Below are 12,255 nucleotides of genomic sequence, written 5' to 3' on the forward strand. Positions count from 1 at the left end.
TACGTTGCTAACAAAATTGTTCTATTAAAACTGAAATGAACTGAATAGGTTCATTATTTTAGTGCAAAATTCAAATTTACCGGAATGGTTAAACAATTTTTAACAGCATGTTTAATTTCAGCATCTGCACTTTTACATGCACAACAGTCGGACGAAGCAGTTTTCCGCAGCATTTTTGATGAAACAATGTTACATGGCGAGGCTTATGATAATTTACACGATTTGTGTAAAAATATCGGGCACCGCTTGGCAGGTTCACCACAGGCCGATATGGCAGTGCGCTGGAGTTATGCCTTAATGCAGGAATATGATTTCGATTCTGTTTGGTTACAGGAAGTAATGGTGCCGCATTGGGTGCGTGGTGCAAAAGAATACGGTGAAATAATAAATCATGGTCAGGTAAATATGCTCGCACTTGGTGGCAGTATTGCAACACCTATTGATGGTATCACTGAACAGGTAATTGAAGTGTCCGATTTTGAAGAATTAAAAGCATTAGGTGCAGAAAAAGTAAAAGGTAAAATTGTTTTTTATAATCATATTTTTCCGCAAAATGTAGTTAACTCGTTTGATGGTTATGGTGAGGCAGGTCCTTATCGTTGGCGCGGTGCAAGTGAAGCAAGTAAATTAGGAGCTAAAGCAGTTATCATTCGCAGTGTTGGTTCAGCGCACGACGATTTTGCACATACCGGAAGCACCGGTTTTGCCGATGGTGTTAAAAAAATTCCATGCGCAGCATTAAGTGCAGTAGATGCCGATTTTTTACACGATGCATTAATTAAAGATGCCGGTTTAAAATTTAAAATGATTATGCATTGTCAGATGCTGGATTCTGTGAAATCATATAATGTAATTGCACAAATTACCGGCACTCAATTCCCCGACGAAATTATTGTAGTGGGTGGTCACCTCGATAGTTGGGATGTTGGAGAAGGTGCGCATGACGATGGCGCAGGATGTACACAAAGTTTGGAAGTATTACGCACATTAAAAGCAATTAATTTACAACCTAAACGCACCATCCGTTGTATTTTTTATATGAATGAAGAAAATGGAAATATGGGTGGAAAAACTTATGGGGCATATGCAAAAAATACATCCAAAGAAAAACATATCGCAGCACTCGAAAGTGATGCCGGTGGATTTTCTCCAAGAGGATTTAATGTAGACACTACCTTTTTATCTCATCCTAAATTTGATGAACTGGTAGCATTAATGTCGTTTTATGGCGCGTATAAATTTGAGGTAGGCCATGGTGGAACAGATATCGGTCCACTGGAAGATGCGGGCACTAAATTATTTGGCTTATCGCCCGATTCACAGCGTTATATGGATTTACATCATACCGAAAATGATACATTCGATAAAGTGAATAAACGCGAATTACATATGGGTGCATCGGTAATGGGGATGTTGTGTTGGTGGCTGAGCGAATATGGCGTGCAATAGTTTTGACGTTTGTGTTATTTAATTTTACCTTTAAGTTAGGCATACATATATGAAAGTTATTACCCGCTTAATTATTTTTATTAATGTCGTATTTTTTTCAAATACGGTATTTGGCCAAAGTGTAACGGGTGTAATAATTGATAATCAGACAAAACAACCACTGCCCGGGGTAACAATAATTGCAGAAAATAATGTAGGTACTATTTCCGATGTTAATGGTAAATATAATTTAGTATTGGAATCCGGTGCGCATGAAATAAATTTTACATTTATCGGATATGAAAAAGAACAATTTGACATTACTGTTGAAAATGGTAAATCCGTTGTTTTAAATGTTACACTTACTTCTGCCTTTGCTGCTTTAGATGTGGTAGTGGTAAGTGGCAGTTTATATGCAAAAAAGTTATCGGAAGAAACACAAAGTATTGAAGTAATAAAATCGGATTTAATTTCCGCTACCAATTCTACGAATTTATCGGATGCCATTACAAAAGCACCCGGTGTTTATATGATGGATGAACAAGCGAATATTCGTGGTGGCACCGGATTTACTTATGGTGCAGGAAGTAGAATTATGCTTGTTGTAGATGATCAGATTATGTTAGCTGCCGACCGCGGTGATGCGAAATGGAATTTTGTTCCGATGGAAAATGTGGAGCAGATTGAAATAATAAAAGGTGCATCCTCAGTATTATATGGCAGCAGTGCATTAAATGGTGTAATTGCGGTGAGAACTGCGTGGCCTAAAGAGCAACCTGAAAGTAATATTACCGTTTATCATGGTATTATCGATAAACCATCGCTAGAGGAAGCTGCATGGTGGGATCATGCTCCAACCAATACCGGAATTAACTTCAGTCACCGCCAAAAGTTTGATAAAATGGATTTGGTTTTGGGTGGACATATTTCTCAAAATAATTCGCATTTATTGGGACAATATTCTGATCGTGCGCGATTAAATTGGAAAACCAGATTTCATCCTGAAAATAACGACCGATTATACTGGGGTGTAAATGGAAATGTAATGAGCGATAGGGAAGGGATTTTCTTTTTATGGGAAGATTATGATACCAGTGGATTTTTACCGTTTCAGGGATATTTAGATACGAGTACAACTACCTTGTTGAACTGGCAATTTAAATGGGTGAGTATTGATCCATGGTTAAATTATTACGACAGGCATAAAAATGAACATCATTTTAAAATGCGTTTTTATAATAATGATGTAGATTATTCTGATTCAACTGATGGTAATGCTTATTTAATTAATCTGGATTACCAGTTTCACCGTGAATTTAATCACGATGTAATTTTAACTGCAGGCATGCAGGGATATTATTTTGATGTAGATGATCATGATTTGGGTATACATTCAGGTGTTTCGGCGGGATTATATGTGCAGGCAGATAAAAAATTATTTGAGCGATTGATTTTAAATGTCGGGGTGCGAGAAGAATTTTATCAAATAGATACTGCGGCTGGTTCGGCGGTGCCTATTTTTAAAGGGGGATTAAATTATAAAGCGGGGCGCTTAACTAACTTGCGATTATCGTTTGGGCAAGGATATCGTTTTCCGAGTTTGGTAGAAAAATTTGCGAAGTCTAATTTAGGTTCATTATTTATTTTCCCTAATCCTGATTTATTGCCCGAATATGGTTGGAATGCGGAATTCGGAATTAAACGTGCTATTGATGCCGATTTATTTAAAGGTTATGCAGACATTGCTTTTTATGTAACCGATTACTATGAAATGACTGAGTTTACATTTAATTTTTATCCCGACGAAGGTGCAGGATTTAAATCATTAAATACCAGTCGCGCAAGAATTGGTGGTATAGAATTTACCGTTGGGGGAGAAGCAGTGTTGGGTAAAGGAAAATTAAATTGGCTGGGTGGATATAATTATATTTATCCTGCAGATATTTCCGGTGATTCATCAAACCTGGATGTTGGTAATTTTATGCAAAATTTTATTGATGGATTTACAGCTAAAAGTACCGACACTGCATTTTTAAATAAAGTTCTGAAATATCGTTTTCGTCACATGTTGAAAATGGATATTAATTATGAAATAAATCGTTGGTCGTTTGGAACGGATATCAGTTATTTTAGTTTGATGGAAAATCTGGATGCTATTTATATTTCATTTATTCCCGGCATCAACGAATACCGCGAACAGCATCTCGATGGCGACTGGATTGCAGATTTCAGAGTGGGTTATCATGTAAAAGAAAATATGCGTTTACAATTGCTGGTAAAAAACGCCTTTAACAATATGTACGCACTGCGACCGGCAAAGTATGACCCGCCGAGGAGTTTTACGTTTCAGTATAAGATTGATTTTTGATTAGCTAGTTAGCCGAGTAGATAATTAGCAAATTAGCCGATTAGCAAATTAGCTAATGGGGGTTTTTCGATGGCGGCGCATTTTTGTGTATTAATTGGCATTGGTAGTAGCGAGTGCATTCACAGAACCATTCTTTCGCTCTTACAGAGCTTAGATTATTCTTGTTTGACGGTTTTTCTACCAATCTTTCGCTCTTACAGAGCTGGATTTTTTTTAGTGGGTCAATTTTTTTCAAAAAAATTTGATTTGATTATTGGTGCTTTGTGCGGCTGTTTAACATGTATCCTCGATGAAGGAAACTTAGTCGACAATTATTGTTCCATAGGCTGTTTCATAAGCATTATTTAGTTGAATAATGTAGCAGCCTTTAGTAAGTATGGATTGGTTAAAATAATAAGGATTGTTGGTTGCAGGTATTGTATTCCGGTAAATCTGTTTTCCATCTATTGAAAAAATTTGCATTAAACAACCCTGTTTGAGCATATCAGAATTGATATTAAAATTACCTGAGTTTGGGTTAGGGTAGATGTTGATTTTTGTTGTTGACTGAACTACCGGAATATCATTTGGTAATTCAAATGCAACCAACCAGGCATCGAAATAATTAAATAGTTCTGGATTGCCACAGGTGATATCAAAATCGGGAACGGTTTCCGGTAACGCCATACTCATAAAGCAATATACCTTATTATTTATGGTAACTAAATTGCCAATAAAAGCACCCCCACCTAAATCACCATTTGGTTGACTACCGCCAAAATTTCTACTCCAAATTAAATTTAAGTCTTTATCGATTTTTGCCAGCCAAAAATCGTTTGATTCACCATTATTATAATTACCGGGTAAATCGTAATCAGTGGAGTAACTGTAACCTAATACATAATAATCTCCATTTGCGTCAGCAACAATTTTTTTAAAAACATCAGCACCTGTACCTCCCCATTGTTTAAATTCTATAATTTGTAAAAGAGTATCAAAAATTGCAATAGCTCCTTCGTTACTGGCATGTTCAGGGGCTGTTGGGTATAATACGGATTCAGCGTTTCCTGTTCCTGCATAAACAAACTGATTATTTACATTAATAAACGATTCTCCTGAACCTTTCTTTAAATCAGTAACTGCTGACATAATATTTTGGTTTACAATATTGCCAACACTATCCATTTTAATGAACCACCGTTTTTCGCCAATAATTGGTGAAATACTCAGGTCATTGTCGTTTGAATTGGTACTGATATGAAAATAGTAATATCCCCGACTAATTTCTGCTATGTTTGCAATTCCGCCTTCATTTCCGGTACCACCCAAAACTTTCAGCCAAAGCAAATTACCGTCGCTATCTAATTTAAATACGATGGCATCGGAAGAAAATCCATCACCATAATGGAAAGGAATATCACCATTAGAAGAAAATGTTCTTCCTGTTGCAATAAACCCGCCATCAAGAGTTGGTAAAACTGTCTCAAACACTTCTTCGCCCGTGCCACCAATAGCTTTACTCCAAATTTTATTACCAACAGAATCCACTAATAAAATAGCGAAATCATACAAACCATGGCCTTCAGGAAAATCACCATCTTTAGCCGTTGTTGCACCGCCTATTATAAAATTTTGATGTTGCGTTTCTTTAACAGCATAAAAATTGTTGAGTTTAAAAACCTCCATCAAATTCTATACCTCCATAATTTTTAGCCATAGCAAATTGGCGGTAGAATCAAATAACATCAAAGTTCCGGGGTATGGCATGCTATCCTGACCCGACATAAACCCATCAGTACCCCCAAATTTTGCTGTGCAGGCAATTTGATTTTTAGATGTTTTTATTGCATCTGAAAAATAATCAATATCTATTTGTAGTAAAACATGTTTGCCACGCAATGTAAGGTTGTGAAAATAAACATTGCAACAAACACAGTGAACAAATAAATGGAAATAGTTTTTTCAAATTAATTGCATGAGATGTGGTTAATAAATAATCAGTTTTTCCTTTGCAACGGTTAAGTTAATAAAAATTAGTAAATTGGCCAATTAACCAATTAGCCGATAAGCAAATTCGCGGAGCGTCCGCTGGGGTGGAAGCTAATGGGGGTTTTTCGATGGCGGCGCATTTTTGGGTATTAATTGACATTGGTTGTAGCGAGTTCATTCACAGAACCATTCTTTCGCTCTTACAGAGCTTAGATTATTCTTGTTGGAAGGTTTTTTACCATTCTTTCGCTCTTACAGAGCTTGGTGTATTCGTGATGATGTTTTTTTCTACCAATCTTTCGCTCTTACAGAGCTGGATTTTTATTAATGGGTCAATTTTATTGAAAAAAATTGGGATTTGATTATTGGTGCATTGTTTTTTTTAACCATAGAGTTCACAAAAAAAATACACGCAAAGTGCACAGAGAATTTTACCCGCAATTGAACTTCATAGTATTAAATTTCAATTAAAATAATTATCAAATTAACACAACCAAATCCTCTGCGTTCTTTGTGTGTATTTCCTCTGTGTTTCTCAGTGGTTTCGGCTGTTAAATTTGGTACATTAAAGGCTGTTTAATTAGCATCCGCCGCGGCGGACACATTAGCACATTAATTTCCGGCTGTTTAATTGGTACATTCCCACATTGGTACATTAGTCACTTCCGTTTAAACAACCCAATCAGCAACAAAAAAACAACCGAACCAACAACAGCAGCAGCGAGGCTGTAGAATAAATTTTCTTTCATGATGCCGAGCTGATTAAAAATCCAGCCGCCTAACACGCCTCCGACAATACCTACAATAATATTGCCCAATAATCCGAAACTTTCGCCCTTGGTTAATTTGCCACCAGCCCATCCGGCAAGTGCACCTATCAGGATAAAATATAAAAAATTCATAGTAGTATGATTGTATGCTAAATTTAATTATTGTGTTCGAATTGGTGGGAGTTGATTATCAATTTTCCTGAAATTGTAATTTTAATAAATTATTAAATACACCATTTTCTACTTTAGATAATGCATCAAAATTACCGGTCTCAACAATTGAACCATTATTTAATACAAAAATGGTATCTACATTTCTGATGGTAGATAAACGATGCGCGATAATGATTGTTGTGCGGTTTTCCATCAAAATTTCCAGCGCATCCTGCACTAATTTTTCACTTTCTGAGTCGAGCGAACTGGTGGCTTCATCTAAAATTAAAATCGCAGGGTCTTTTAAAATTGCCCTGGCAATCGCTATTCGCTGTCGCTGACCGCCGGATAATTTTACGCCACGTTCACCTACAACCGTTTCGAGTTGTTCCGGAAACTGCGCTATAAATTGCCATGCATTTGCTTTTTTTGCCGCTTCAATTATTTCTTCATTTGTCGCATTAGGTTTACCATAGGCAATGTTTTCTTTAATGGTACCGCCGAATAATAAAACTTCCTGTGGCACTACTGCCATATTATAGCGGAGTTGTCTTCTTTCAAAAGTATTTCCCGGTTTGCCATCAAAATAAATGGTACCGCTGTCGGGCGAGTACATTTGCATAATTAATTGCGCAATGGTTGATTTTCCTGAACCACTATATCCCGCCAGCGCTATTTTATCGCCATGATTAATATGAATACTGATGCCATTTAATACAGTGATATCTTTTCTGGTTGGATATGAAAATTTTATATTTTCTAATTGAATGTCGCCGGTGAGTTTAATTTTAGTTTCCGGTGTTTTAGTTAAATCGAATTCACCTTCTTCTTCTAAAATATCAAAAATACGTTCTGAAGCACCAACCGTTTTTTGTAAACGTCCATATAAATCGCCTAAACCACCAACGGCTCCACCAATAAATCCGGTATATAAAACGAAGCTGAATAATTCACCTTCTAAAATGGCACCTTGTTTTAATAAAGTAGTGCCATACCAAATTACTAAAACAAATCCCCCGAATAAACCTAAAATTAAAAAGGTAGTAAATCCGCCCCTGTTAACAGCACCTTTTACACCGGTTTCAACAACGCGGTGCATAAATGTACGATAACGTTTTGATTCATAATTTTCGTTGGTGAATGATTTTACGGTATTGATATTTTGTAATGTTTCTTCAACAACAACATTTGAATTTGCTAATGCATCCTGACGGTCTTTCGAAATTTTGCGGATAAATTTTCCATAAAATACAGCCATGATTACCAAAACCGGAAAAGTGGAAATCATTAATAAAGTAAGTGGTGTTGAAATAAAAAATATAAATGAAATTCCGAATACAATCGTCACCAGTTGACGAATAAATTCCGGTAACGTTGCACTGAGCATATCTTGTAACTGGTCAACATCATTTGCGGAGCGACTGGTTAATTCTCCAACCCTGCGTTGTTCGTAAAAAGGTAAACCGAGGGTGAGCATTTTATCGAAAAACGACATCCGTACATCTGCCATAGCCCTTTCTGATGCTGTTGCAAATAAATACACTCTGAAAAAAGACATAACCGATTGCAACAATAAAATACCGATTAAAATGAGTGCCATGGTATTGGTATTATTCATCCACGACAAATTATTCGCATTTTTAGCAGAGTCGATGAGTTTCCCCATAAAGTAAGGGAAGGTCATTGTAGTGAGGCTGGATAACAATAAAAATACCGAGCCAATTATGAATGGTGTTTTATAGGGTTTGAGGAAGCGTAAAATTTTTACGGCAACTTTCAGACTTTCTTTGGTAATGCGTTTTTTATCTTCCGGTTCAACCGGATTGTACTTGTTTCTTCTTTCTGCCATAACAAGTTGTAAAATTATCCATTAAACAGGTACAGACGGTTGAAAGTTGTAATAATTTTGCAGTAAGATGGTTAAACAGATTAATATCACCTTACCTGCCTTTAGCCGTGGTTTTCATTTAATTGATCACCAGGTTTTAGCAGCATGTGGCAATTTACCGGAAACAGGTATCCTACACATTTTTATTTTACATACTTCTGCAGGAATTTGTATAAATGAAAATGCGGATCCAACGGTATTAATGGATTTTGAAACTGTATTTAACAAACTTGTTCCTGAGGGTATGCCTTATTACAAACATGATATGGAAGGTGATGATGATATGCCTGCACATATTAAATCGGTAATGGCAGGAAGTTCGGTTACGATTCCTATTACCAATCATAAATTACATTTGGGCACCTGGCAGGGAATTTATTTATGTGAGTTCAGAAACAGGGGCGGAAACCGTAACCTGGTGGTGAGCATTTATAGCTAAAAAAAAATCCCCTGCCTAAGCAGAGGATTTAAATGATTTGTTGAGCAGGATTTATTTTACCTGATTCACAATGGCATCAAAAGCAGCAGGATTGTTAGCAGCTAAATCCGCTAAAACCTTACGGTTGATGTCAATATTCTTTTCTTTCAGTTTATGCATAAAAGTGCTATAGTTCATACCATGTGGGCGAACGGCTGCATTAATACGCACAATCCAGATTTGACGGTATTGTGATTTCTTGTCTTTTCTACCAACGTATGCATATCCAAGCGCTTTATCAACGGCATTTTTTGCAACGGTTAAGACGTTCTTACGACGGCCCCAATAGCCTTTCGCAAGTTTCAACATTTTTTTTCTGCGTGCCCTCGAGGCAACTTTAGGTACTGACCTTGGCATAATTTACAAATTTATCAGATTGCTAATAATCTTTTAATGTTATCGGAATCAGCAGGATGAACTAAACCTGCGTGACCTAAGCGATTTTTACGCGTTTTACTCTTTTTAGTGAGGATATGGCGTTTGAAAGCTTTATTACGTTTTACTTTACCGCTACCGGTTACCTTGAAGCGCTTTTTTGCGCTACTGTTGGTCTTCATCTTCGGCATAATTGCTCTGTTTTATTGGTTTCCCCGAAACTTCGGGAGCGCAAAGATAGGAGAAGTATTGGAAAGTTCAAAGTTCCGGACTAAAAGTTATAGTCCGGAATATGATTTTTTATTGTTAAACCGGCTTTTTGACACCGGAAGTTTTAGGCATAAGGGTGATAAACATCCTTTTTCCCTCCATTTTAGGGAGTTGATCAGGCACACCCACCTCTTCTAAACGTTGTGCAAATTTGAGTAACAGCACTTCGCCCTGGCCTTTAAATGCAATGGCACGGCCTTTAAACATAACATAAGCACGCACTTTATTGCCTTCTTTGAGGAAGTTTTCGGCGTGTTTTGATTTAAATTCGAAATCATGCTCATCGGTATGTGGCGTAAAGCGGATTTCTTTCATCTCCTGCTTTTTCGTTTTGGCCTTGAGCTCTTTTTCTTTTTTCTTTTTTTCGTAAACGAATTTCTGGAAATCTACGATACGGCAAACAGGTGGATCGGCATTAGGCGAAATTTCGACTAACTCCATCTCTAAATCTTCTGCCATTTTAATAGCTTCCTGAATAGTGAAAATGCCGGATTCAATGTTTTCTCCAACTACCCGCACTTTCGGGTGGCGGATATCTCTTCCGATTTTGTACTGACTTCTTTCGTCGTTCCTTTTAAAATAAGGATTGTAAGGTCTTCTTTGATTTTGCAAACGGTATAAATTTTATTGAAAAATGGTTTTAATTTCTTCGTTAATCATTTGAGCCAGCTCCTCAGCAGTCACGCTGCCTTTGTCGCCTTCCCCATGTTTACGCAACGATAAGGTTTTGTTATTCATTTCCTGCTCACCAATAATAAGCATTAATGGAATCTTTTTAACCTCGGCATCTCTGATTTTACGGCCGATTTTTTCACTGCGGGTATCGAAGTAAGTGCGAATTTCGTGATTTTTTAAAACTTTTATCACCTCTTCGCAATAATCGTTGTATTTATCGCTGATCGGCAATATGGCAACCTGCACCGGAGCAAGCCAAACCGGGAAATTTCCGGCATAGTGTTCCAGTAAAAATCCGATAAAGCGCTCATGTGTTCCTAATGGCGCACGATGTATAACCAGCGGCATTTTCGGCTGATTATCACGGTCGGTATATGTTAAACCAAATCGCAAAGGTTGTCCAAAGTCAACCTGATTGGTTGCCAATGTAAACTCCCTGCCAATTGCGGAATAAATCTGAATATCGATTTTTGGTCCGTAAAACGCGGCTTCATCAGGAACTTCTATATAGGGAATTCCAGCATCATCCATTACTCTGCGCACCATATCTTCGGTTTTTTTCCATAATTCCGGATTGTCGAGATATTTCTGCCCCAGTTTTTTTGGCTCATGAGTTGAAAAACGCATTATATATTTATCAATTCCAAAAACACGGAAATAATTCAGATACATATCATTTACTGCCTTAAACTCACTTTCAAACTGCTCTTCAGTGCAATAAATATGTGCATCATTCATGTTTAATCCGCGCACACGCATCAATCCAAATAACGCGCCACTTTCTTCATAACGGTAACACATGCCATATTCTGCAAAACGCAAAGGCAAATCGCGATAACTTCTTGGAACAGCACTGAAAATTTTATGGTGATGCGGACAGTTCATGGCTTTGAGATAATATTTTACCCCTTCCATTTCCATTGGAGGATACATACTATCTGCATAATACGGCAAATGTCCGCTGGTTAAATACAAATCTTCTTTAGCAATATGCGGTGTTTTTACGCGCACATACCCTGCCTGTTCTTCTTTCTTTTTAGCCAGTTTTTCCAATTGTTCGATAATAGCAGCGCCATTTGGCATCCACAAAATCAAACCCTGACCAACAGCATCATCGGTGGTGTAAATTTCCAGTTCTTTCCCCAGTTTGCGGTGATCGCGTTTTTTTGCTTCTTCAAGCATTGTAACGTATTCATCCAGCTCGGCCTGTTTTGGAAATGTGATACCATATAAACGGGTAAGCATTTTATTTTTTTCATCTCCCCGCCAGTAGGCACCTGCGATGTTTAACAATTTAATTGCCTTAATTACACCGGTTTCCGGAATATGCGGTCCGCGACATAAATCCACGAAATTGCCCTGCGAATAAAAAGTGATGCTGCCATCTTCCAGGTCGTTGATTAATTCCAGTTTATATTCGTCACCTTTTTCTGTAAAATATTGTAAGGCATCAGCTTTTGAAACTGCTTTTCTGGTGAAAACGGAATTTTTTTTCGCCAGTTCTTTCATTTTATCTTCAATTTTATGCAAATCTTCTGCTGTTAACACGCGACCGCCTAAATCGATATCATAATAAAAACCATGGTCAATAGCCGGGCCAATACCCAGTTTTACGCCCGGATATAAGGCTTCTAATGCTTCTGCCATAAGGTGTGCACTCGAATGCCAAAACGTAGATTTTCCTTTAGGATCATCCCACGTGAGCAGTTTTATAGATGCATCACTTGTTATTGGTCTGCTGAGGTCCCAAACTTCTCCATTCACTTCAGCACTTAAAATTTTTCTTGCCAATCCTTCACTGATCGACTTAGCTACTTCCATTGAAGTAACGCCTTCCTGATACTCACGAAAATTCCCGTCAGGAAATGTAATCTTAATCATC

The 12,255-nt window shown here is 37.4% G+C and carries 11 protein-coding genes; 3 read left to right on the forward strand and 8 right to left on the reverse strand.

Features of this window, described 5'->3' with window-relative positions:
• Window positions 1-84: 84 nt before the first annotated feature.
• Both IPI65_12615 and IPI65_12620 read left to right on the forward strand, forming a co-directional pair.
• Window positions 85-1,449: a M20/M25/M40 family metallo-hydrolase gene (locus IPI65_12615; protein ID MBK7442356.1), complete on the forward strand. Its 1,365-nt coding sequence runs from the start codon at window positions 85-87 to the stop codon at window positions 1,447-1,449.
• A 49-nt stretch (window positions 1,450-1,498) separates the two neighbouring features.
• Window positions 1,499-3,796, forward strand: a complete 2,298-nt coding sequence (locus IPI65_12620; protein MBK7442357.1) for a TonB-dependent receptor — start codon at window positions 1,499-1,501, stop codon at window positions 3,794-3,796.
• Window positions 3,797-4,096: 300 nt separating this feature from the next.
• Here the strand turns inward: IPI65_12620 and IPI65_12625 are convergent, their stop codons facing one another.
• The 4 genes from IPI65_12625 to IPI65_12640 form a co-directional block, all read right to left on the reverse strand.
• The gene (locus tag IPI65_12625; protein MBK7442358.1) at window positions 4,097-5,464 is read right to left on the reverse strand and encodes a T9SS type A sorting domain-containing protein; all 1,368 of its coding nucleotides are present in this window, start codon (window positions 5,462-5,464) and stop codon (window positions 4,097-4,099) included.
• 3 nt (window positions 5,465-5,467) lie between these two features.
• The gene (locus tag IPI65_12630; GenBank protein ID MBK7442359.1) at window positions 5,468-5,674 is read right to left on the reverse strand and encodes a hypothetical protein; all 207 of its coding nucleotides are present in this window, start codon (window positions 5,672-5,674) and stop codon (window positions 5,468-5,470) included.
• A 749-nt stretch (window positions 5,675-6,423) separates the two neighbouring features.
• Window positions 6,424-6,666, reverse strand: a complete 243-nt coding sequence (locus IPI65_12635) for a GlsB/YeaQ/YmgE family stress response membrane protein (protein ID MBK7442360.1) — start codon at window positions 6,664-6,666, stop codon at window positions 6,424-6,426.
• Window positions 6,667-6,724: 58 nt separating this feature from the next.
• The gene (locus tag IPI65_12640) at window positions 6,725-8,536 is read right to left on the reverse strand and encodes an ATP-binding cassette domain-containing protein (GenBank protein MBK7442361.1); all 1,812 of its coding nucleotides are present in this window, start codon (window positions 8,534-8,536) and stop codon (window positions 6,725-6,727) included.
• A gap of 67 nt (window positions 8,537-8,603) precedes the next feature.
• Here IPI65_12640 and IPI65_12645 point away from each other — a divergent pair, with 67 nt between their 5' ends.
• On the forward strand, window positions 8,604-9,014 hold the full coding sequence (locus IPI65_12645) for a YjbQ family protein (protein ID MBK7442362.1): 411 nt from the start codon (window positions 8,604-8,606) through the stop codon (window positions 9,012-9,014).
• A 51-nt stretch (window positions 9,015-9,065) separates the two neighbouring features.
• Here IPI65_12645 and rplT read toward each other — a convergent pair whose 3' ends face one another.
• The 4 genes from rplT to thrS all read right to left on the reverse strand — a co-directional run bounded on the left by rplT (window position 9,066) and on the right by thrS (window position 12,254).
• Entirely contained in the window at window positions 9,066-9,410 is a 345-nt protein-coding gene (gene rplT / locus IPI65_12650) for a 50S ribosomal protein L20 (GenBank protein ID MBK7442363.1), read from the reverse strand.
• 14 nt (window positions 9,411-9,424) lie between these two features.
• The gene (rpmI, locus tag IPI65_12655) at window positions 9,425-9,619 is read right to left on the reverse strand and encodes a 50S ribosomal protein L35 (protein MBK7442364.1); all 195 of its coding nucleotides are present in this window, start codon (window positions 9,617-9,619) and stop codon (window positions 9,425-9,427) included.
• 115 nt (window positions 9,620-9,734) lie between these two features.
• Window positions 9,735-10,310: a translation initiation factor IF-3 gene (locus IPI65_12660; protein MBK7442365.1), complete on the reverse strand. Its 576-nt coding sequence runs from the start codon at window positions 10,308-10,310 to the stop codon at window positions 9,735-9,737.
• A gap of 12 nt (window positions 10,311-10,322) precedes the next feature.
• Entirely contained in the window at window positions 10,323-12,254 is a 1,932-nt protein-coding gene (gene thrS / locus IPI65_12665; protein ID MBK7442366.1) for a threonine--tRNA ligase, read from the reverse strand.
• Window position 12,255: the final 1 nt, after the last annotated feature.

The organism is Bacteroidota bacterium (assembly GCA_016706255.1).
GTDB lineage: Bacteria > Bacteroidota > Bacteroidia > Chitinophagales > BACL12 > UBA7236.